General features: G+C 54.4%; 17 protein-coding genes. 7 read left to right on the top strand and 10 right to left on the bottom strand.

What is annotated here, in order from left to right:
• The first annotated feature begins 94 nt into the window (after positions 1-94).
• Complete coding sequence (locus GVN17_RS15645; protein WP_241150535.1) at positions 95-1,210, top strand: reverse transcriptase family protein; 1,116 nt, start codon at positions 95-97, stop codon at positions 1,208-1,210.
• A gap of 58 nt (positions 1,211-1,268) precedes the next feature.
• Here GVN17_RS15645 and GVN17_RS15640 read toward each other — a convergent pair whose 3' ends face one another.
• The 7 genes from GVN17_RS15640 to GVN17_RS15610 form a co-directional block, all read right to left on the bottom strand.
• Positions 1,269-2,237: a toll/interleukin-1 receptor domain-containing protein gene (locus GVN17_RS15640; protein WP_166596370.1), complete on the bottom strand. Its 969-nt coding sequence runs from the start codon at positions 2,235-2,237 to the stop codon at positions 1,269-1,271.
• 191 nt (positions 2,238-2,428) lie between these two features.
• On the bottom strand, positions 2,429-5,374 hold the full coding sequence (locus GVN17_RS15635; RefSeq protein ID WP_256665242.1) for a DEAD/DEAH box helicase: 2,946 nt from the start codon (positions 5,372-5,374) through the stop codon (positions 2,429-2,431).
• Between the two features lie 40 nt (positions 5,375-5,414).
• Entirely contained in the window at positions 5,415-6,209 is a 795-nt protein-coding gene (locus GVN17_RS15630) for a Hachiman antiphage defense system protein HamA (RefSeq protein WP_122754751.1), read from the bottom strand.
• Between the two features lie 865 nt (positions 6,210-7,074).
• A complete protein-coding gene (locus tag GVN17_RS15625) occupies positions 7,075-7,728 on the bottom strand; it encodes an HAD family hydrolase (RefSeq protein ID WP_166596172.1) in 654 nt (217 codons plus the stop codon).
• A 34-nt stretch (positions 7,729-7,762) separates the two neighbouring features.
• Positions 7,763-8,176 carry a hypothetical protein gene (locus GVN17_RS15620; RefSeq protein WP_166596171.1) on the bottom strand — a complete coding sequence of 138 codons (414 nt, stop codon included), beginning with the start codon at positions 8,174-8,176 and terminating at the stop codon, positions 7,763-7,765.
• Positions 8,177-8,663: 487 nt separating this feature from the next.
• Positions 8,664-8,981 (bottom strand): hypothetical protein, encoded by a 318-nt coding sequence (locus GVN17_RS15615; RefSeq protein ID WP_371928559.1) that lies wholly within the window; start codon positions 8,979-8,981, stop codon positions 8,664-8,666.
• A 1-nt stretch (position 8,982) separates the two neighbouring features.
• A complete protein-coding gene (locus GVN17_RS15610) occupies positions 8,983-9,711 on the bottom strand; it encodes a metallophosphoesterase (protein WP_166596170.1) in 729 nt (242 codons plus the stop codon).
• A 203-nt stretch (positions 9,712-9,914) separates the two neighbouring features.
• Here GVN17_RS15610 and GVN17_RS15605 point away from each other — a divergent pair, with 203 nt between their 5' ends.
• Complete coding sequence (locus GVN17_RS15605; RefSeq protein WP_166596169.1) at positions 9,915-10,397, top strand: helix-turn-helix domain-containing protein; 483 nt, start codon at positions 9,915-9,917, stop codon at positions 10,395-10,397.
• A 92-nt stretch (positions 10,398-10,489) separates the two neighbouring features.
• On the opposite strand, the gene GVN17_RS15600 is transcribed toward GVN17_RS15605, so the two are convergent.
• From GVN17_RS15600 to GVN17_RS15590, 3 genes are read right to left on the bottom strand one after another with little or no spacing between them, the layout of a single operon-like run.
• Positions 10,490-11,176 (bottom strand): hypothetical protein, encoded by a 687-nt coding sequence (locus tag GVN17_RS15600; RefSeq protein WP_166596168.1) that lies wholly within the window; start codon positions 11,174-11,176, stop codon positions 10,490-10,492.
• Complete coding sequence (locus GVN17_RS15595; protein ID WP_256665241.1) at positions 11,173-12,342, bottom strand: hypothetical protein; 1,170 nt, start codon at positions 12,340-12,342, stop codon at positions 11,173-11,175. The genes GVN17_RS15600 and GVN17_RS15595 overlap by 4 nt, the downstream gene beginning before the upstream one ends.
• A gap of 1 nt (position 12,343) precedes the next feature.
• Complete coding sequence (locus tag GVN17_RS15590) at positions 12,344-13,387, bottom strand: hypothetical protein (protein WP_166596167.1); 1,044 nt, start codon at positions 13,385-13,387, stop codon at positions 12,344-12,346.
• 502 nt (positions 13,388-13,889) lie between these two features.
• Here GVN17_RS15590 and GVN17_RS15585 point away from each other — a divergent pair.
• From GVN17_RS15585 to GVN17_RS15565, 5 genes are all read left to right on the top strand, one after another.
• Complete coding sequence (locus tag GVN17_RS15585) at positions 13,890-15,344, top strand: site-specific integrase (protein WP_166596166.1); 1,455 nt, start codon at positions 13,890-13,892, stop codon at positions 15,342-15,344.
• Positions 15,341-18,721, top strand: a complete 3,381-nt coding sequence (locus tag GVN17_RS15580) for a site-specific integrase (RefSeq protein ID WP_166596165.1) — start codon at positions 15,341-15,343, stop codon at positions 18,719-18,721. The genes GVN17_RS15585 and GVN17_RS15580 overlap by 4 nt, the downstream gene beginning before the upstream one ends.
• A 39-nt stretch (positions 18,722-18,760) precedes the next feature.
• Complete coding sequence (locus GVN17_RS15575) at positions 18,761-19,360, top strand: hypothetical protein (RefSeq protein ID WP_218576247.1); 600 nt, start codon at positions 18,761-18,763, stop codon at positions 19,358-19,360.
• Positions 19,361-19,469: 109 nt separating this feature from the next.
• Positions 19,470-19,841: a hypothetical protein gene (locus GVN17_RS15570; RefSeq protein ID WP_166596366.1), complete on the top strand. Its 372-nt coding sequence runs from the start codon at positions 19,470-19,472 to the stop codon at positions 19,839-19,841.
• A 97-nt stretch (positions 19,842-19,938) separates the two neighbouring features.
• Positions 19,939-21,882 (top strand): hypothetical protein, encoded by a 1,944-nt coding sequence (locus tag GVN17_RS15565; RefSeq protein WP_166596164.1) that lies wholly within the window; start codon positions 19,939-19,941, stop codon positions 21,880-21,882.
• Positions 21,883-21,951 lie beyond the last annotated feature (69 nt).

The raw sequence follows: 21,951 nt of genomic DNA, 5'->3' as shown, positions 1-21,951 counted from the left end.
GGCAAAGAAGGCTTATATCCGCCAGGGCGGAATCTAAAGGTAGATGACTCGCTGGAGCCCTCAGTCCTATTCAAAGGCAGGCCGTGGATTAGGCGTGCCCGAAGATGTCCTGCAAAATGCCGTGAAGACGGCAAAGCAGATGAAGCACGGCTGCCCTCCTATTCTCACCCTGAACCACCTCGCCCACTTGACCGGCGTCCCCTACCCTTTTCTACACCGCACAATCAGCCGAACCTACAGGAAAGAAGCCTACAACGTCTTTACGCTGAGGAAGCCGAACTCGGGACATAGTCCGGATCGGGTCAGGTGGATATGTGCCCCCAGTGAAGATCTGCTTCGATTACAGCGCTGGATAAACACCAACATCCTGTCGAAAGTCGAGCCCCATGAAGCCAGCTATGCCTATGACAGCCGCCATGGAGTACGGGAAGCTGCAGAGCTGCATTGCGAGGCGCAGTGGCTGATCAAACTCGATCTCACCAACTTCTTCGAGTCGATTTTGGAGCCACGCGTCTACGAACTGTTCAGGTCGTTCGGCTATCAGCCGTTGGTAGCATTCGAACTAGCCAGGCTGTGCACACGAATCCGAGCCAGGCGCAATCCGGATCAGCGGCACGGCAACAAATCGCTGCCGCCAGGACTTCCCTACTCAAGGGACAGTCGTATTGGTCACCTTCCTCAAGGCGCCGCCACCTCTCCCAAGATCTCGAATCTGGTGATGCAATCGCTGGACGAGACTTTGCAGGCTTACGCGGAGGACAATGAGCTGGTGTATTCGCGGTATGCCGATGATCTGGTTTTTTCCTCCAGAAAACCATTCGACAGGTCGCAGGCGCTCCAGCACGTCAAGTCGATCAACCAATGCCTCGTTGAAGAAGGGTTCTGGCTGAATAAGGCTAAAACGAAGGTCATCACCCCGGGAGCGCGAAAGGTTGTCTTAGGTTTGCTGATCAATGGGAAGAAGCCCCGGCTCACGAAAGCCTACAAAAAATACGTCAGCGACCATTTGTATTTCCTAGCTCATCCTGACATCGACGCCATCACCCATGCAGAGCATCGAGGGTTCAAATCGCTCCAAGGTCTTATCAACCACATCAGTGGCAAAATTGCCTATGGCTATAGCATCGAGCCGGATTGGGCCAGGGAGCAAGGCAATCGTCTCAAAGTTATCTGCGCAGCTCATGAGGTAGACCATGTCATTTTCCCCTAGCTGGGGCTAGGCTGAAAGCGGATACATACCGATGCTACGCAGCGTTTTTCTATGGGCATCAATGCCCACGCTGAAGAGGCGCGATGACTATGTCCCAGAGCGCCTCAGCGGCGCCTTCTTGAGACAGCTTCTGGTCTCGCTGGTTGCGGAGCGATGCCATCCCCAAAGTACGCCAATATAGGGCCTGGTCGTCTGATTCAACATGAAGAGCCTCGTTGAAGGATCCGCCACCAAATCCGTCACCTTGGCTGTAGTAGATGCCGGCCCCCATCTGGCCTCCGACAAAAACCGAAGCCTTGGCCACATCTCGACCATCCTTGTAGATAGTTGCGGAAAATCGGTTCGCGTCGACCCGGCGAAAAGCGCCTTGATAACCTGCGTTTCGAGACTGGAGCTCAGCCAGAGAGTTTGCGAAGTAGCGGGCAATGTATTCGAATGTCTCGAATTGGAACTGATCCTTGTCCAGCTGGGTAAAGGACTTGGCCAGGCGTAAATTGCTAGAACGGGGCCCAGTGATGGTATGAGTGGCTGTAGCAACTGGCGTAGCGGTCGCGGGGTGCATACTCGGAGGTGACACAGGCTTGTCGTTTCGCCATTTTTCAGCGGCTTTGCGCACTTCTTTGGCTACCTGTAGAAAGGCCTCATCACGATCGGGCCAGAGGGTTACCGGCTTGCCGTCTTGAGGGGTGCCCATCAGCTTGCCGAAGGGAGCATGGTGCCAATCACAGGCCCGTAGAATGACCGGGATGACAGTCGCCAGCTTCGCCTCATGGCGCTCCATTGCGCGCTTCATTTCGATGTCGTAGCAATAGTCGGATGCAATAAAATCGGGACTTACCAAAAGCAGAATGATTTCATCGGTGTTGATGTGCTCATCAATGGCAGGATTGATCTCCTGACCAGCGTTGATTCGTCGATCATGCCAAGTCTCAATGACCCCTTGCCGCTTGAGCATGGAAAGCTGTTTTTCGAGCTGGTCTCGCAACGCCTCGTCAGCATGGCAGTAGGAGAAAAATACGTTCGGCAAAATGGTCACTCCATGCAAATTGGGCACCTTGATCTTACGCCGTAAATGCGATCGGGCTCAAACCAACCGCAGCACCATTCAAACACCGCACCAACGTTATCAGGCGCCGCCTATGCCCTCATTGCTCAGGAGCCGCAGTCACCGTTCACGGTCTCAGCCTCTACAAGTACACAAACCCTAGACCTATCCCCCTATCCCACGCTGCCGACATCTTTCAGGGTGTTGGAGTAGACGAACTCGCCAAGCGCGTTACGCCATCCATCTGGATAATTTTCAATTGACCGCAGCGCTACTGCCTTAGCATTCACAGGTTGGACGGGAGGGGACAGAGCCAGTATCGCATTACCCAGCGCGACATACGCTTTGCGATGCCGTACCCCACCATTAGCCAACAAGACCCCATAACGCGACGGCGCGCCAAACTTGAGATGCTCGACGAACGCCAGTACCCCTTCGCTCACTTCAATCCCACGTTCGAGCAACAGCCGGGCTAAAAGCGAAATGCCCTGCTCGACCAGCGTCTGCAGTGAGTAGGCGACCACGCGAGTATGGATCCCCAGAATGTCATCGACATCCATCTGCATTGATTGGGCGATCTCTGCGAAGGTTGCACCTTGAACCCATTGTCGAATGATCTCGATGAGCCTTGTCTTTACCTGTTCAGGATCCTGCCCATCATCCAGCCGGAACGCCACCCGCACATCTGACTTGAGTTCTGTATCCTGCCAAGCCCACTCCAGAATTGCCGAAAGGAGATCATCCGAAGCAGGATCGACAGGGCTCGCCCAATCTGCCCTGCTCGGTAGAAGAACCTGCTCGACGAACTCCAGAAGGCGCACCTTAGCTCCAGTATCTTGAAGCCAGGCGATCTTACCCTCTGTCCTGAGAGCAATCAGACGCTGGGCTCGCAGCTCAAAAACCCTACGCAATGTGACAGCGGAACCGGCAGGAAGCTGATGGGCAGCAAACGTATGATCGGACAGGTCAGCAGCTAATCTTAGGAACTCGGCATCTCCGATTTCTTCCGCAATCAACTCGATAAGCGTTGCGTCTACTCCATCAATGAGCGGGTGACTGGCAGGCTGGATCTCCAAGAACTGATTGTCGAGCGCGATAGCATTGGTTCGCAGGAAGGTGTCAAGGCTTTCAATTAAGGTACGCAGCGAGCCTCTGACAGGCTCTCCTGCCCCTGCAGTGGCGACGGGAAGCACTAACCCCCACTGATCAGGGTTCGCGCAGATCACCAAGCCCTTGGTATTGGCGCCGGCGCGACCGGCACGACCAACGAGATTCTTGATGTCACGGGCGAGCATGTTCTCGGGCCGTCCGCTGCCAACCCGACGCTGTACCGAATACAGAACAAGCGAGCGGATCGGCAGGTTTACCCCTTCAGCGAGCGTGCTGGTACAGATCACCAGTTGCACTCGCCGATCCCGCAAAAGTTCCTCCAAAACTTCCCGTGTCTCCTGGGGGATATCACCGTGGTGGAGCACTGCCCCGTTGCTCAGCGACTTCGCACCTATCCAACCTGCACCAAATTCAGTTTCGAGGTAATCAACACGCGTGCGCAGCGAGTCGAGATCCGCATAGTCAATCGTGTTGGGTAACTGTAATGGATACTCCAACTGCTTGATGAGTTCTTCAGCCAAACCGATCGCACCCTGATCGCCTCGCTTATTTGCGGCGAATATTGCTGTAGTGCCCATCGACAAGACCTTGCGAGCAGCGGCCACAGCCAGGGTCTTGGTTGTTGAGAAGCTATAGGTATTTGTGCGCCGCGTTCGGGCGTTCACGTATTGAAAGGTGTCCCGAACCAGAAAGCCATGGATCGAGTATTGCCGTTGCTGAGCGTGGGGGTGCATATCAAGACGGACGGACTTGTTCACCCCACTACCAGCGGATCGGAGAACGGAAAACTCAGCGATCGCCGGTCGATACGTGCTCCTTATGACTGTGTGCTCCCCACCACCGAGCCAAGCATTGATTTCCTCGATGTTCGGGATGATGGCAGACATAAAAACGAAGCGAATCGGGTTGACTTGGCGGGCCTTCATTCGCGCCAATAGCAGCTCCAGGCCAATCCCTCTACCGGAGCTGTCGAGCAGGTGCCCCTCATCGCAAATGACCAGCGATATCCGCTGGGCGAACCCTGGGTCAGCGCTCAGGACTCCTGACAGCGACTCAGGGGTCGCGATCAACGCGTTAATGTGATCGAGCCCATGCACCTCGTCTCCGGACGGTATTGTTCCGCCATACGCGCAGCGCGCCGCGATCCCCAGACTGTTTAGCTGACGCACAAGAGAATGGCGAAGCTCAGAAGCCAGCGACCGGTACGGCACGATCATGATCGCGACGTGGGTCGGATTGTGCTTCAGATGCCAGTACAGTAACGTCTCGCATAGCGTGGTTTTGCCGGCCCCTGTGGGCATTTGCAAGGAATAGCTTTCGGCGTTGCCCAGTAGTCCCCTTTCAATAGCCTGAATCTGTGAGGGGAAGAACTCCCAAGTCGATGGCTTGCGATCGATAAACGAGTTGATCAAAGGTGTCCAAAAAGCGTTCGCCCCTTCGGGCAGCACAGCCCGAATATTCGACTCCTCGAAGCGAGCCAGTAGTCGGCTGAGCAAAGCCGCTGCTACCCACTTCTGCGGCCCATCCGCTAACGAGCTTCGCGCCTCGATAGCGCTCGCCTCTACGTTGTTGTTAAGACCTATCAGGTCACCGCTGCGCAGATGCTCCCGCACCTCGATGGCAATCTGCGATCCCAAGTTGCTCGGGCGGGCCAGGAAGTCATAGCACGCCGCCCATGGGCTTAGTGCATCAGCGGGCCGAATCGACTGCCGCATGGCCAGACAGGCCGACGCAGGAAAGTCCCCGAAGTAAAACGCCGCAGCCGCAAATAGTGCTGCTTCATCTTTCGAGATACCCAGCGCCTCAATCTGCTCCGCTGGGGTCTCCTTCGAAAACTGGAGAAAGGCGTTCCCTAGCTGTGCCCAATCGTCACTAGGGATATTTGGGGAGTGGATTCCGTCGAACAGCTCTCCCACGAGCGAGATGTAGTAGTCGGCAACGCGATTCCCGATCTGGGCAAGTTCAATGGGCAACGCGGCTACGGAAAACTGCCCTAAGTGCCGGGCCATGTCTGCGTCGTTGATCCAAGCTTGGAGGGAGGCTCTCATATCAAAGCACCGACTCCCGTGCAGCTGCAAAAGCTGCGTTGTAGGTAGTGTGCAAATTCGGCACTGAGATCACCACGAGCGTGTACTCGTCACTGGCCGTGGCGGGTACGTTGCCGAGTTCAGCAGCGACAAAGTTCTCGCAGATGACGGCGACGGCTCTATATCGCAGAGCAGCGGGCGGATGATCAACTGCGTTGATAAACCGGTTTAGAAGCGCAATGTCTACGTCACCGAGATCCTCTGTGATGGCGCGCTCACGAAGCCACACCAATGTGCTCGCGAGTCGACTGGTGCGATCTTTTGCGCAGTCTGTTATCGCAGAGCCGATCGGGTCTGAAGGAGCAGCAGTTGATTTGACCTTAACCTCAGCGCAAAGCACCTGATCATTAACACTGGCGAGTGGCCGCTGGGGCATGATGAAGTGAATGACATCGGACTTGGGGGCCGGTTTGGTTCTATCCTGCTTGAGTCGCCATTTCTTAGGGCCAATGGCGGTGCCTGGATACTCCATGGCGGACTGGTAGAAGTAACCGAGCACCTCGCCGAAGTCTCCGGCCATGGTTGCACCGGCATCTGGAAGCTTAGTCGCCAAGACGTCTGAAAGCGCCAGCCCATGCTGATCCGCCGCAGCGTGGAGCACATCATCGGTAATGTAGCAGCGACGCAATGGCTCGGCCATAGCCGCCTCCAAAAGCGCCACCTGCTGGGCAGTCATCCTGACCAGCACGTACGGCTGCTCCTGCTCGTGCGGGAACCATGGTACAGCGTCACCAAAGTCGAAACCGAGATCATCCATGAGTGATGGTCATCCTTAAAAAGCTCGGGAGTCGGCCCCATAGTCGCCCGAGCGCTGAGATACGTCTAGTAGTGGATGGCCACTACGGTACAGAGTTCGGTGCGGCGAAGCCGCACTGTGCTTATCTCTTTGTCCACAGCCTGGCCAACGGCATGAAAGCGCTATTGCATGCCGGCGCAGAGGGTCGGCGAAATCGAGCAACTATTGCCATATCAGTGGATGCTCGCCTGAACGGTGAAAGTGTGTTCGCTGGCGGCTTCAGCGATGCAGACACTCGTCCTTACCGTCGGTCGCCAACACATCCCAGTAAGTATTCGGTAAGAAACGCTTCGGCACCATGCCTGGACATTGCTCCCATACTCTCGTGCCACTGACGCATCCTCCCGTTTAGCTACCGCCGACGCGCAAAGTGCCGAATCGTCCGCATAAGCCGAGACAAGGTAAGCATGCAACAAACTTAGCTGGTCGATTTTCGAGTCGAAACAAGGTCAGCGCTGGAGGTGCTGTGCTTCGCGGAAATGTGCAAAATTGGCACATTGCCTATGTCATCAGGACATCAGGCCATGAGCTTCGTTGGCGAAATCTGACTACCCATCAGGCCGGCCACCGTGAATAAAGCGATGCTGCAGAGACCTCAGCATGGCCCTCGCCCTTCAAGTTTTGCGAGGTCTCAACTTCAACTGACTGAGCATCCAATCACCCGCCTCGTCGCTCTGGCGCATCATTTCTTCAAACTCAGCTGTCGTGAGTGAACGCGGGATTTCGGTTTGCGTAGGGTCGGGAGGAATCAACCGCGCTACTCGCTGACTTTCAGCCCCCGGTGCCCGGCTCTCATTTCCCGGACAGACCTCAAGGTCATTCTTCATCAGTTGCCCAGACGCTCAGCTCGATTACGATCAAGTACCAGCTGCACGAACTGGTTGAGATCAGTAATTCGCCCTTGGCCTACGCGTTGCAAAAGATGCCCCATGATTCCAACAGCCCTCGGCCCATCGCGGTCACACTTGGGCGAATCGCCAATCATCAATACCTGGCCTTTCTCTGGATCAAAGCAGTAGCCAGGGTCGACACCCATTTGCCCGCAAATGAAACGATAGATGTGAGGATCTGGCTTGGTCACACCAAGCTCAAAACTGAACCCGTGGTGTTCGATATTCGGGAATAGCCCTTTGATCACAGGGCCATATGGCTTAGCTAGGTTCGAACAAACCCCTACCAGGATGCCTGCATCTTGGAGCTCAGCGACCGCTCGGACAGCGTCGGGATATGGCTCAATCGAGGAAAGCTCCTTCTCCAATGCCTCGCTTAGCTCGATGCGCTTGGAAGCGGAGAAAGTAATCCCCAAGTGATCTGCGATCCCGACAAATGGAAGGTTTGCGGTCATCGCGAAATGCGTACTCTCAGATGTAATCGACAAGCCCTGCCGGCGCCCCTCCCTCATCAACTGAAGGTAGGGATTGGTGCGTCGCCGGATACGGACAATCGTACCGAAAGCGTCGAACAAGACCGCCGAAATCATCCCACACCCTCCCCATTTTGATCACTGAAAAACGTCAGTAGCCATCGCGCTCACTGGAAAACAGTCTCAGAACGGTGGAGAGCGGGATCGTGTTTTTTCGACCTGACCCCATCAGCACATAGAGGGTGTGTTGCGTTCGAAAAAACATGTCATCAGTAAATGCCACCAGCGGAGTACTACGTAGCCACTCGCCGGGGCGGCTAGCGCCCGAACTGCTAAACAGGACATCAAGTGCGAGCAGCATCACGGGCTGTTGGCCTTGCGCGGCCATCTGCTCAATGACCTGCGCCGGAGCCTCCAAATCAATCCAGAACCAATTGCCGACGATGCAAACACTTTGCTCAGGAAACTGATTGCTAGTCAGTGCTATGAGCTCCTTCAGCGCTAAGCTCGATCCGAACATGACCTCGCCCGGGCCCAATATGCGACTTACCTGATGTTCCTGCATGTGTGTCCTTGCCACCTGTACTGAATCCGAAATGAACCACTAATCGTGGGCGCATCCTTTTCGTCGCAGTGCATCTCAAGCCAACGATTTAAACCAAAAATCTGACCTGTAGACCAAGGTGCTCTACACGCCCAAAACGGGGTTGATTTCTCCCAACCGCGCTCCTGAATCAGGTCTTTCTGGCCGTCAATTACGACTCGAAAACCCACACTGCTTTTCTAAAAGCCCAGTGACATCGGAGCCCGTAGCGGAAACCAAAACGTAGCAACTGCCTGATAACGTCTGTGCTATCTGATAGCCCTGATCCTCGTAGAACTCAATCACAGTTGACGTCCTGATTCTTCGACCGTCGGCGAATCTCTTCCGCAGATCGCCATACACCCGCCCAATGAGAGAAAAACCCTCCAATTCTGGAAGGTACAGAATCCCAGTTGTCGGCAGATCGAACTCAACAGATGCCACCTGCACTACCACAAACGGCGGCTTGTCATGAGCAGGCATGCAGGTGCTCACTGTTGGTGAGCCAATTTGCGATCACGTAATAGTCATTGCCGCACAACGACTGAAGCAATACGAAGCCCTGTCTCTCCTCCACCAATTTGACCTCAGGAGTGGCAACTGTCGTCCCATCGGCAATTAGCCCCGCACGATCCAGGAACACGCTGGCAGCATACCGAGTACCGACTCGCGCAGCCTGAGTAAGGTAGGCATCGACAAGCACGTTCCATTCGATCTGCTGAGCCTCCAAAACCTCTGAAGGGATTGCCACTGCTTCGAACGCAGGACGCCTTTCTACTGTTGACACGTTAGATCTCCAAAATCATGCGAGCATCAAATCCGGTCTGCTCCGAGGGGTATCCCTTTGGGTTTGAGATCATCCGGCAGCCACCTATCTCGACGTCAATGGCATGATGCGTGTGCCCAAAAATCCAAACATCAGCCTGCATCACTAGCGACGGCCAATTGTTGCAGTATGCAGCTGTGAGGTGCCCTGCGTGCTCATGGCCGCCCACCTCAACCAGCGGCGAATGGTGAGTGATCACGACCGTGCGACCGGTAAACGGCTTTGCCAACTCAGTGGCAAGCCAGTCCTTGGCCAGGCGACTGCGGGCAGCGACATCATCTGTGCGCAGTCGGCGGTAATTCGTTCCTGCTCGGATGACTTTGAAATCATTCATTGAGTCCCTTGCGAGCGCACTAGCAGCTGTCGCGTCACCCGTGGCAGCGAAGTCTGTCCATCCTGTGCAGCCAAGGAAACGAACGCCATCTTGGATGAATACATCCTGTTCCATCACATGGACATGACTCGCTGCCAACTGCCTGGACTTTTCCAGAGCCCGGTCAAAATGGCCACTATAGAATTCGTGATTGCCTAAGACGTACAAGACATTGGCCGCGAAGGCTTCATTCGCCCATTTCACGCCGCGCTCTTTGGTATGGATGTCGCCTGCCAGTACAACAAGATCAGCATCCAGTGCGATCGGCTCGAAACTCTCAAATTCGAGATGCAGATCGGACAAGACACACACCTTCATAAACCAACCTCACTTGCTCGATTTAGCGGTAAATTGAAACTCCCACGCCTGTAAATGCGAGGCTTGGCCCGGTCACTCGGCTGCAATGAGATCGAGGGATGAACCTCCAGCGGACGCATCTTAGCCTATTCTGAACACTAGTGTCAGCATGCCCCGTTTATTGGTCAATACGGCTGTGGCTCTATTCTCGCTTTTGGACGCCTATGTCACTCAAGAACGAGATAGCGGCAACGCTCCGAGCCGTTCGCCAGCAGAAGCAGGTCAGCTATGAGAATCTAGCTGGTGGCTCCATGCGCACGACGATTGGCTATCTTGAGCGAGCAGAAGCCGGCGTTACTCTCGATAAGCTGGCGGACATTGCGCGCGCCTTGGATTTCAATTTGGTCACGCTGATCGCACTTTGCGTCGCCAGCCAGGAGAGACTGCAGGCGGAAACCATTCTCCAAGACGCGACACTCGAACTGCAGAGCTTTCTAGCTGCAGGCGGGGCCGAGCTCATTCAAAGCCAGTTTGAAGATGGGAAACTGATCCAACGCGTTGCAGGCAAGCCGCTCAAATCCCACAATCGTGATGCCGTCCTTGGGCTCAAAGCTCAGGGCAAGACACCCGCAGAGGCTGTCAAAATTTTGGGCCTGTCTCGTACAACTGTGAACCGATACTGGCAGCAAGCAGCCAGCGGCGAATAGCACATTCGCGATGGTCGCGAGAGGTCAGGCGCGACGGGCTAAGCCAGGCTGGATCGCGAGCGTATAGCCCCCTCACGCCCAGCCTTGCTCGATCACCTGATCAGAAGCGCAGTCAGCAGGTGCAGGTGGTCATCGTCATCCAGCGACACCGCAATGGATCCAGACCGAGACAGCTCAACTTGGACAGGCTTGGAATCGTAGTGGTAGGCAATTTTGATCTTGTCGATTGGCGCGGCGCGGCCACCCGTGATTTCCAACAATTTCGTCATGGCGTTACCGGTGGAAGCAATGTCGACCCGGTAGCTGCTTTCGATATCAAAAGTGACCGCGCCTGAAACGATTCTCTTCGCCATCACCCTTGTAAAGCGCTTGTCGTTCTTTAGCTGCTCATAGACCACGGAGATGTCCGGCTTTACGATTTCCAATGCGAATCGCGTTCCAGTAGCGGCACGCATAAGCTCCACAAAGGGCTTCAAATCCTTCGGCGGCGAGCCCATGCAGATCGAGTACCGATTAGATCCGAGCTCCTCAAACACCATGTCGAAGCTGATGTAGGTTGAGTAGCTGGATTCGATCATTTCACCCAGAGGATTCGTGAATGACTGGGTAATGTTCCGCTGCTCATGGTATCGAATGGTCGCCTGGCCATCCCGGATTTCAATGGGTTCGAGTCCAATCTGGTTTTCGTCATTGAACGGCAACTGCTGCAGCCCGCGCACGAGACTGAGAAAGTCTACGTGAGCGGTCAGAACCCAGAGCTTTAGCCGCTTCGGCTTCATTTCATCAGACTCCCTTCGATACAATCCAGCGTCTTCTGCGCCGCTTCCTCCAACCGGATCTTAAGCTTCTGCTCGAATACCGGTTCGGCACGCACCAGACTCTTGGCGTATTTCCCGTTGTTGTAGTTGTAGACACCTTTGACGATGTAAGAGAACTCGCAGCACTTGGCCTGGTTGCCGAATTGGGCTTCGAACTGAACGAACTCTGACCCTACGAGCTTCTCGCGGGCCGTCCATCGAATCTTCCACAGGTAAAAACCGTGACCTTCAAGCTCCAGAAGCTGCTTGGATTCCAAGACACCCTTACCCTTCAGGGAGGCCTTGTCGATGCGGATAATCTTATGGACACGGGCTTCAGGCTGCGGCTTTGCAAGCTGCGCCTCAGGGTCGTCCTCCTCGCCATCATCTTCCGATTCAATCTCGATCGAATCCTCAATCACCAGCGCCTCGTCACTGAGATCTAGGTCGTCATCTTCGCGATCTTTAGGGTTGAACGTGGAGACGTCGACCACATCGACCACCTCCATGTCCTTGAGATTGCGGATCAAGTCGCGAAGGAAATTCGTCCTGATGCCAGCATCAGGGATCGCCTCCAGCGAAATGGTTCGAGTCGCCACATCCTGGTCAGTGACGATCTCGATCTGGGAATACAACTGATCGGTGATGTCCTTGAACTTGTCGTTCATCGGGCCGGTGATCTTCCAGCCATTGCCCTGTTTCTCAAGGGTCACTTCCGCCGTTTTCTCAACGACCTGGCGGAACTCGGCTTGGCTCAGATCAAGCTTCTGGTATTTGACGGTGAGCTTGAGCTGGTCACCATGGACAGCTACCTCAGCCTGCTCGTGCTCGTTATCCACCAGCCATTCCTTGACGGAGGTCAGAGCATCGGTCAGCTGGTCTTTGGAGACCGCTGTCGTGACGACGACGTTGGTGGTTTTCTCGCGACTGTCGCGACCACCCACCAGGAGCGAGAGGCTCCGGTAGTCGTAGTAGTCATGGAACAGGGCACTGAATCGACTGGCCAGGAATTTCTTGTCGGACTCATTGGAGATCACGATCCCTCTGGAAAGAAAGACTTTCCTGAGCTCGGCACTCGTCAGGCTTCGCTGCGTGAGTGCGTCAAAGATCGCTTTGTCGGATGCGAAATACAAGCTACCCATTCTCATATCAGTCTCGCTCCCATCCGATCGCTTCGGGCTTATAGTTCGGTATCGCGTGATTCACGATATCCAGTTCGATCGCCTGTAGTTTGAGCTTGCGATTCTCGTCTTCGCCCCACTCGGTCACGTAGCTGTTGATGGCAGCGTTGAAGTTGCTGAGGATGCTGCTGTGAGGATTGCGGTTGGCAACCCTGATTCGGATTTTCAAGTCCTTGTTGGCGTTGAGAATCTGGAACCTGGACAAGGCGTCAAAGAGGTACCGAAATTCGATCTCGGAGCTGCCGTCGCGGCGGTAGTAGATCAGGAAGCCTTCGCTATAGGTTTCGGCCAGCGCCTTGGCTTTCTCGCAGTACGAGATCACCTCTTTGTGGTGAATGATCATGTAAGGCGAGGCGATCAGTTCTGCCGTGGCAGCACGCTCCCAGTATTCGCCACTCGCTTTGTGCAACACGAGGTCAGGGTAATAGAAGGTGTAGTTATCCTTCGGGAATGTCCCCTTCGCCCTGAGGTTGTTCACATCGACCTGCAATGTATTCAGGTAGTTGATCAGCGACGGCTCAACGATATGAATCTGCTGAGAATCCTTGATGTGCAGATTCTCACCCTTGTAGTCCTTGAAGTGATCGTAGAAATTCTTGTCGTACTCGTCATCGTGATTGAATACAAACAGCATCCCACGAACTTCATATTTCTCACGTTTGGCTAGGTGATAGCGCGTCTGCCATTCCGGAGAAGCACGGGCACAGTCAATCGTCTTGCCCAAAGACTTCAAGGCCTTCTTGATCGAGTCCATCGTGATGGAGCCCACCGCGTAGCTCTTCAAATCGGTGTGAAGGTAAACGGCTTTGTTCAGGTAGGGATCTGCATATTTGAACACCACGTCAGTCGGATGCGTGTGCTCAGACTTCTTCAAGGGCGCGTGTGTTTCCTTCTTCACGCAGCCGAAATTGAGGTTCGTAGGCCCCTCTTTTTTCCAGCGGAAGAAGCTGAAGATGTCATTGGAAACGAGCTCCGCGAGCCTCGCAATTTTTTCAGTTTCGCCGCCTGACATGGTCGTTCCTGTCACAAAATGAATGCGCAGGAACAAGGTCAGCCAGGATCGGAGCCTGGGCCGTCGGGGTGCGTCCTGCTAGAGATATGGCTTCATGCCAGTACAAAGTACCGCAAAACCGCTGACGTCGCCATTGGACGGGCAGGCTTCGCGGACGCTTTCAGTCGAAAACAATCAGATTCAGCCATGGACGCATGCCAATAGGCATGACGCAGCGGAACCCATCAGCACAATAGGAAAAGGCAGACGAGCCGTTAAAAATACTTATCGGTACGGGGGGGGGGCACGCATGCCTCGCGAGGCAACAAGACTACCCAGAGGAATGAAGATACGGCGAAAACGACCGTAGAAACGCCAGAAATAAAGGGGCTGCAAAGAAAACGCACACGAAATGGAATAAAAAATGCCACGCATAGCACTTTTTTTTATTTCAAATTTTACTTTACAGTCAATACCATCCGGTTCGCGAGATTAAACCACCATCCCGGAGACTTGTCAATATATGCGTAAACCGACGATTGCAAAAGATCCAAGCCTCTCAGACCCTCGTCGGCAGAAGGGTCAAAAACAGCCAGGCCCCGGCGGCAGCATGCAGGCGATGAATAGCCTCACGCTGGTCAAGGGCGAGCCTCCCAGGCTTTACGAGACAGCTACAGGCATACCGTTGGATTTCTACAATGAGTTCACCGAGCACCTCTGGGACGAGATCGGCATCAGCTACGCGCGTAACTCGGTCATCACCTTGGAGAGGGGTGGGCGCGCGCTCGCCGAATTTCTCTATGAGACCGGTGCCCTTTCTGGCCGACTTGACCCTGCTACTGCGTCGAAAACCATGCAGCTTTTTCCGTCCTATCTCATCGATGGGGCGGACGCTAAAGACCCGATTGTCCGTCAGGCATTCATTCGAACAGGCCGAAAAACACTCTCCGCCAAGTCTGCGGGCCCATACATCGCAGGCGCCAATCTGATGCTGAGGGTCTGCAGCGCAATCACGTTTGAACAGGCAGAAATGGCCGCTGTACTTGCGGGTCAACTGCCTCTGGAGCAAGTGAATGAGTTGCCGGAACTCAGTCCCCGTGTGCGCAGCCCTCAGGAATTGGCTCAGATCCACGCCAACACGCTGCAGGTCAAACCCTCTCTGGGTGAAGGCGCAAAGAAAGCCCAAGGAGGCCTGCGTGCACCCAAGAACAAGAAACAGCGAAAGGCCAAACACATCGGACTCCCGCACATCCTACCCATGCTTGAAAACGCCCCGACCCCACTGGACGGCCTGATCTGGAGCTTTGGGCTCGGGAGCTTGAGGCTATCGGAAGCGATGGGGATTCGCCTGGAGGACATTGACGTTGACGCGCAAATCATCCGCGTTGAAGACCCTCAGGGCTTGCGTGATACGACGAACAAGGAAAGCTTCGGCTTCAAGGGCCGCAAGACGGCTGCTGTGACTATGTTCGAGCCGTTCCAGTCGATTTTTTGGGAAAAGCTGGCTGAGTACATGGCTGTGCGCCCTTCTTCTGACAGCTCTTGGCTGCTGCTGTCGTTGGATGAAGATACCTACGGTGTACCTCTCTGCGAACTCAATGCCAACAGCGTCAACAGGGCGGTCAATCGCAGCATCCAAGCCACGCAGAAGAAACTGAAGTTCGTAGCGCCTCAAGGAAACTACTCGTCCCACCAATTCCGCCACCTGTACGGCGTGTGGGCACGTAACTATGTGGTGGTGCCAGGCCGACCTAAACCTGGCCTCGACCTGCCTGAGATCCAGTTGTTGATGGGCCATGCCGACCTCAAAAGCACTGAGATCTATGCCGCCGACTTGGGTATTCACACCCTTGTGGAGGTAGATGCTGCAAATGAACTCATCTACCACCGAGGCGCCGGGGAAAGCATTGATTACTACCGTGGCCAAGCCTATGCGCGCCTAAGCGAGCAACTGCTGCAGCAGGGCCCAGAAGCGTGATCAACACCACCGACAACCTTACCGTGCACGGCGACGATGTCCTGCAAAGCGCTCAAGCCATCTTGCAAGAGTTGGCTCAGAAAGCTGTGGATGCCGAGACTGTCGCGGGGAAAGCCAATCCCGAGCTTCTGAGGGATATGCAGGCCAGACACCGTCTGGCCTTATCCATCTTCCTGCGGCATCGGAAAGGTCGGGCCCTGACCTACCCAGAGCTCACTACTCTTTACAGTCTATGCCTCGTACCCGACAAACAGCTTGATGTCGCAATACCCCTCTATGAGGAGCTCACGGGCGAGTACACACCAAAGCTGAAAGATGTGAGCGGACTTCGCATCCCTATCCGGGCAATGTTTGTACTCTTGTGGGCGAAGGGACACGTCACCCTCCCCCACAGCTTCAACCTGAGTGGCATATGGGCCAAGTACCCAGAAATGATAGACATATCTGAGGGCTTCATTCACCAGATCGCTGGACTCAAGGCATCGCATCAGCAGCGCTGCGCTCGCACTTTCCAGTACCGTGTGAACTGGAAAAAGCCTGAAGATATAGTATTTGAAGAGCTGTGGGAGGCCGCGCCTGCAGTTGTAGACAAACAGCGTGAAATAAAGAGCAAGGCAACGAAGGGCAGTAAAGGCCTGGATTTTTCCTACCTAGCTTGGCTTCACCTGTTCGCCACACAATATCCATCGATTGTAAGCCCTGATCAGGCGCGTCTACTTGAGGGGTATCACGTGCATCTAAGCACGACCAGGATCGAGAAATCGAGTACCGAAATCAAAAAGTCCTATGCGGAGTTCGCAATGCACTGGGGTTCGATCGACCCCAGCCAGTCAAAAAGCGAAAACCTAAAATGGAGAAGATCCCGTTATGCCGCCGGCCTTGATGGCCGCAAGAGGAAGAACAAACAAAAAATTGAGGATAAAATCGCCCGAGAAGACGCCCAAAACTGGGAAGCACAGAGCGTACTTTCCCCTGAGGAGTATGCAGCTCTGCCTGGCCGCAGGCGGCCTACAAAGGGCGACTATGAATGGGTCGAGAGTTACTACAATACCCCAGAGAGTCCTCATACTGAGGACAACTTAGCCTCTTGGGTAAGAGCTGGGAAACTGCATCTTGAGCATATCGAAGAGCACCAACCCAAAAGCAGGGCGCAGGAAGTTGGCTACATTCACATCCTGATGGACTACTTGGGCAGGTATTTGCCCGCTTGGCTAAGGAAACACCCGGACAGCGGCGTTGAATTTCCGACTAACATCGAGGAATTCCACCGATCCATATTTTGGCATCGCACCAAAAAAAACACCAAGATCAAAAATCTCAAGGGTAGCTCGCACCTCGACTTGCCCCTCACACTGATGCAGTTCTACGATCTTAAACGCAGTATCAAAACAAAGTCGCATTTCATTTTTTCGGTATGGCGGTTCTTTGAGGTCGCGATAGCGAAAAGTAAAGAATTGCTGCCAGATGGTAGAGCACTGGTCAGTGGCCCCTACACAAATCCGGTTCATCCAAAACTGGACTCACCTGGAAGTGGCCCAGCGGGGAAAAGTGACAAAATCCCCTTGCCCATCGGCTCCATGATTATGGTCGAGGCCTACATGCTGGCACTCGATGCGATCGGGGTTGAACTTCAAAACAAGTGCCTGACAGGCTTACTGAGCTTCCAGGACTCTCTGGATCTGAAAAACAGCGTTTGGATTGATCTCGAAAAATACGGAATTTCATACTCCCTCAAGCTGTGGAACCCCGACGACATCTCTGAAACCTTGGAGGTGCCTCTCAAAAAAATCATCAACGCCTATTCGTGGAAAAGTGAGAATTATAAATACGCTGGCCGTGAAATTTACGTCCCATGGCTATCACAGTTGAGAATGCTCACCACAGCCATGTTTTCTGGGCTACGCCTTCAAAACTGCCAATGGCTGGATGTTCGCAGCTTTGACAAATATTATGATGCCTCTCTGCGGGGTAGCCTTAGCAGCTGCATTCTCTACGTCAACACCGATAAAAGCGGCAATAGCCGCCCCGTATCGCTCCCTTACAAGGTTATGGACGTACTGCTCCAAGAGCGCCACTTTCAGACTAAGCAGTACGGCAAAAAATACAAAGGTGTCTATTACGAAAACGATATCAGCAATGCGAAGAAGTACGGAAAAATCCAACCTCTCTTCCGGAGCCCATGGCTCGATAGCGGCTTGCCGTTTTCTGATCCCTCTTACGCAGCTAAGTGGACGTTGATTCTTCGTGGCTTTCAAGAAATGTACAACAGTTTCGTGCCACCTGAAAGTCGCCATCAATTCGTGGAGCAGACGGCCAGTGGAGATTGGTCGGCAGTACATACACCCCATGCGCTGCGCGCAACTTGGATTACCCACCGCCGTATTTATGCATTTCTCGATTACGCCATCATCGGAGGGCAAGTAGGCCATGCCCATCGGTACACATCTGCGCATTACGTAGTGCCGACGCGACAAGAAACGCTCACCCTAGTTGAATCTGCCAACAAAGCAGTGTCTGCGCATGCATTTGCTGCTCTGACCGGCAGACCTCCCAGCCCGTCATCGCCAGAATCAGCGCTGGTCAAAGGCTGGCAAAAGCACCGCAAAGATACAGTGCGCGAACAGCACCTGATTTCCGTACTTCCAGGTATTCTGGACATTGAGGAGACGGGTCTGGACTTGATTGCTAGCACCAAAACTCAGCGCGTAAAATTTCTGGACAATTGCATATGTGCGCTAGACGGTGATTGCCCTAAAAAATTGATGAATTTCACAAGAAAAGCTCGCACGTGTGGTATCTGCCCTTATGCAATATTCGGCATCGATCACCTACCCGGACTGAACGCGAAAGTTCGCGACCTGGCCAACCGCGTTGATCATCTCAAACCAAGGCTTCAGCAATTACACAAACATCAACCACACTCGTCCAATACCGAGATAGTCTACGACGAGCTTTCTCTGAGCGCGTTGGAACTGGCCGGATACCGTCAAGTCGTACAGATTCTTGAGAAAAACTGGCGGGAAGAGAAGTTTCCGAAAGGGTACATCACTCGTCATCGCGACCTTGCTAATGCTGTACGTCACAGCGTTGATATGGACGACCCGAAACAGCGCGTTCTCTCCATGCTGTTAGACATGTCCCAGTTTCCTGCCTTGGCGTCAGAGCATTACCCGCTAATCCTTGAAGAGATGGCACGTAACCCCGAGTTATTGATAGTTGTCAACCAACCAGTAGACGAAAGAGAGCGCTACATTGGTCAAATTCTTTCAATTATGAATGGTGCGGATCTTTCATTCGGGGATATTGCTGCGTACGCCCTGAGCCACCCTTCCGCCTTCTCACCCAAAGACCAAGCTTCGATGGCGATGGTGCACTGAGATGGCCAAGCGAGCTCGTGAGACTGGGCCGAACCGACCATGACAAAGAAACCCACCAAAACAGTGAAGGCGCGCCGCGGCGCCGCGCAACTCAATGCGACGATTGCTCGAATCAATGCTGCCTTGGAGGTGCTTCAGGAGAGTGGTGACCCCTTCAAAAATATCAGCCAGTTAGCAAAGGAAGTAGCCCGCGTTTGCGGCATAGATCGCAGCTTGCTGTTAAAGCGTGGGAAGACGTACAGGCAGTGTTTGGAGCGCTATCCGGCATTGCTGGGCGATGGGAGCAGCGCTCCTACCCCGTACAAGATCGATATCGATCCAATGCATCCGGTCATGATTCGGACTGCGCAGCTAGAGGAGGAGAACGCCAAGCTTCGCAACATCGTAGACGACCTATCGAAACGGACTGTCAGGGCTGCACAGTCTCACGGGGTTGCCGCCAAGGCCAGCGTATCTGAATACCAACGCGAATACGAAGTGACCTGCCAGCTCGTAGACAGAATCCTCGATCACAAGCCAGCCATTCAGATCGTCGACAACACCCTGACCGACTTCTCGAATGTCAGCGGGATTCCGAAGCCAGTTGCGGATTCCAAGCTCATCGCCCCCTACCTCAAATGGAAAAATACCCGTGCTTAAGTTGAATGATGGTTGTATCGGTGGCGCTGATGCTGAGGACGGTGCTGGGGTTGCTGCTGGCACGGGGTTTGATGTCCAGGGAGGCACGCCGCTTGAGGTACTGCGCGCCATGACGCCGCAATTGGAGTCAGCCAGGAAGCTGCGCATGGTGGTCTTGGAGGTCATCGAATCAGGTAAAGGCGTGCCTATGCGAGCTGGCAAAATAAACCTCGCATGGCTTGCCGGGACGGTTGGACTTACCAGGCAAGTGTTCTATCCAGGGCGCGGTGGGGAGGAGCTTTCCCAGATTGCTGATCTCTTGCTGGAGCACGTACGATCCCAGTCGTCCACCAAGCCACATACGCAGTACGACAAATCGCTGGCCAGTTTGCGAACCGAGATTCAGTTGCTCCGAACCCAACTGCGGGACGCTCAGCGGGCCCTCCAGTGCGCTGCCTTCCGAGAGGAAATCATTAGATCAGGGAAAATCCTCACGTTCTGACCGCGCTCTTGTTGCGCCGGTTAGACGCCGATCTATTCGCTCCTTTATAGCCCTTTTTATCCCCTTGTAGTCTTTTCTAAAAAATGGTGTACAGCCAATGGGAAATTATTACTTCGTCCGGAAACTCACGCACACACTGAGCGGAGAGCGACAATTTCATTTCCTATCTCTGGCCACTGGGAACCCATTCAAAGCGCGGCTCGACCAGACGCTGATGTCCAAACCACTATTCCCTGGAATGACCTATCGCGCGTCCATTGCTAAGCGCGGGAGAGGATTGGTCATCGCCTCGGTTGCCTCCGTTGTCGGCGAGGGATTTGACGAGTGCAAGGCGCTGGCGGGCTTCGTTAGCACTCAAGGTGTGCTGCCCCTTTTTACCCCCCCTTACGGTCTTGGGAATTTGCTGATAGACGCTGCCGTGGCCGAACGGCGCCGCGTGCGGCAACTGCTTGAGCATGAGAGTCGGTTCATCCTGGGGAAGTATCTAGGCGATGCCCAGACGGCCCAACTGCAGTTCGCGTGGGAGGACTACATGGCCTTCCAGGAATCGGTGCTCGAAATCATGCGCCAAGGGTTTCGTCAGACCACTGCAGAGCGGATGGTGACAAGTCTGCCAGTAGACGCCGACGTCCTCCTGACCAACCCCCTCATAGCACTGCCGTTTATGGAACCCGATGACGTTCCGGCTGTGCTTTGCGGCTTAGAGCTGAATCCGGGCTTGGAGCATGCCCTAAGGCTGCTGCGGTATCTGGAAGCGCAGTCCCTGGCAGGCAATACCGTTATTGAAGTCGCTTCCATTCATAGGGGGGATGATGTTGACGGGTGGGGGGGTGTTGGGCGTAGTGAGGCTGTTGGAGAGTTGGACGACGTGCTTGAAGCAGTTCGCGAATGTGAGCGCCAGGGATGGATCGTCGCGACGGAGGGGCTGATTCAGCTCCAAAGTAACTATCGACTGCAGAACGCGATCCGTGACCACCTGACCAGGATCTGCGGCCCATTTCACCCTACCTACAGCCAGCGTGAGATTGAACATGCTTTCAGCCGCCTGGATGCATTCAATCCAGATCTCTTCGCTCACGACATGCTTGACGAAGTATCACTGGCCATTAACTCGCGAGTGGTGCTTGTGCGATATGACGATATCAAGGCGGCCATTGAGTTCACCCAGCAGTACTCTGCTGTCTCTGAGCTCCTGACGAACACCGCTCCGACATCAATGACAGTTGCCAGATCCAGGTGTGTGGCCTATGAGGATGAACTGGGTGTTGCCCATGTTCCGTTTTACGAGATCACCGACGGCGCGCACGGGCGTACGGTCGTGGTGCAACAGTTCAATCAGTTGCCCTTGTTCGAGATTTTTCAGCTGCTGGCAGAGCTGGGAAATGTAGTAAATCTGGTTGTTCTGGTCGATACCACACTGCCGGGTAATGCAGCAGTTGAACAGATGTCCCGCTACTTCCCGACAGTCGATGTCCGAGTGCGCCGGCAAGGTGCTCTGCCGATCCAGCAGTGCTTTACGGAGCTCTCCGAGATTAAGGCGCGGATCGATGCGGAGGATGTTCAGCGTATCGCTGTGGTGTGTGATTGCCCAGAGATCTCGCTGGTGCTTAACCGACGGTACAGCTCCGTTCCCGCAGATACGAAAGTACCCAAAACGGGGGATCTGATCCTGCTTTCACCACGTGGCCTTCGGCGCCAGGATAACGCGCTAATTCGCGTGGTGAGCGTTAAGCCGCGCGAGCTTTTTGTGCTGCAATCGCAGAGTTACCGGTTGATCAAAGCCGATGAGCTTGCGGGGTATTCGTGGGCTGCGGGGTTCGCTCTGAGCCCCATTGAAGCAATCGGAGTAGCGCTGCCTCCGGTGCTGGTGTTCAGCTCTGCTCGGCGTGGTTCTGATGGAGAGATGAAGGGGGCTGCCTTCGTCAGAAACTTGCAGGCACAAGGGGTTCGCGTGATTGAACACTGCGTGTATGAGATTGAGGGGTTTCCGATGGTTACGGGCGCTGGGACGTTGCAGCGGATTGTGCCGTTGGTGGAGTGACCCGTCGGATAGCGAAAAGCACAATGCCCCTTGCCACACGTGGATACAAAGCCGGAGTGGGCCGAGGTT

Origin of the sequence: Pseudomonas sp. SLFW (genome assembly GCF_009905615.1) — a bacterium.
GTDB classification, from domain to species: Bacteria; Pseudomonadota; Gammaproteobacteria; order Pseudomonadales; family Pseudomonadaceae; genus Aquipseudomonas; species Aquipseudomonas bambusae.
Note: the sequence above shows the minus strand (reverse complement) of the source record. Positions and strands in the feature narration are given on the sequence as shown.

Excerpts from the sequence above, each read along its gene's own strand:
- GVN17_RS15565 (WP_166596164.1), top strand. The coding sequence starts at position 19,939 with ATGGGAAATTATTACTTCGTCCGGAAACTCACGCACACACTGAGCGGA.
- GVN17_RS15610 (WP_166596170.1), bottom strand. The coding sequence starts at position 9,711 with ATGAAGGTGTGTGTCTTGTCCGATCTGCATCTCGAATTTGAGAGTTTC.
- GVN17_RS15570 (WP_166596366.1), top strand. The coding sequence starts at position 19,470 with ATGACGCCGCAATTGGAGTCAGCCAGGAAGCTGCGCATGGTGGTCTTG.
- GVN17_RS15625 (WP_166596172.1), bottom strand. The coding sequence starts at position 7,728 with ATGATTTCGGCGGTCTTGTTCGACGCTTTCGGTACGATTGTCCGTATC.
- GVN17_RS15620 (WP_166596171.1), bottom strand. The coding sequence starts at position 8,176 with ATGCAGGAACATCAGGTAAGTCGCATATTGGGCCCGGGCGAGGTCATG.
- GVN17_RS15590 (WP_166596167.1), bottom strand. The coding sequence starts at position 13,387 with ATGTCAGGCGGCGAAACTGAAAAAATTGCGAGGCTCGCGGAGCTCGTT.
- GVN17_RS15635 (WP_256665242.1), bottom strand. The coding sequence starts at position 5,374 with ATGGCCCGGCACTTAGGGCAGTTTTCCGTAGCCGCGTTGCCCATTGAA.
- GVN17_RS15575 (WP_218576247.1), top strand. The coding sequence starts at position 18,761 with ATGACAAAGAAACCCACCAAAACAGTGAAGGCGCGCCGCGGCGCCGCG.
- GVN17_RS15595 (WP_256665241.1), bottom strand. The coding sequence starts at position 12,342 with ATGAGAATGGGTAGCTTGTATTTCGCATCCGACAAAGCGATCTTTGAC.
- GVN17_RS15585 (WP_166596166.1), top strand. The coding sequence starts at position 13,890 with ATGCGTAAACCGACGATTGCAAAAGATCCAAGCCTCTCAGACCCTCGT.
- GVN17_RS15630 (WP_122754751.1), bottom strand. The coding sequence starts at position 6,209 with ATGGATGATCTCGGTTTCGACTTTGGTGACGCTGTACCATGGTTCCCG.
- GVN17_RS15605 (WP_166596169.1), top strand. The coding sequence starts at position 9,915 with ATGTCACTCAAGAACGAGATAGCGGCAACGCTCCGAGCCGTTCGCCAG.
- GVN17_RS15600 (WP_166596168.1), bottom strand. The coding sequence starts at position 11,176 with ATGAAGCCGAAGCGGCTAAAGCTCTGGGTTCTGACCGCTCACGTAGAC.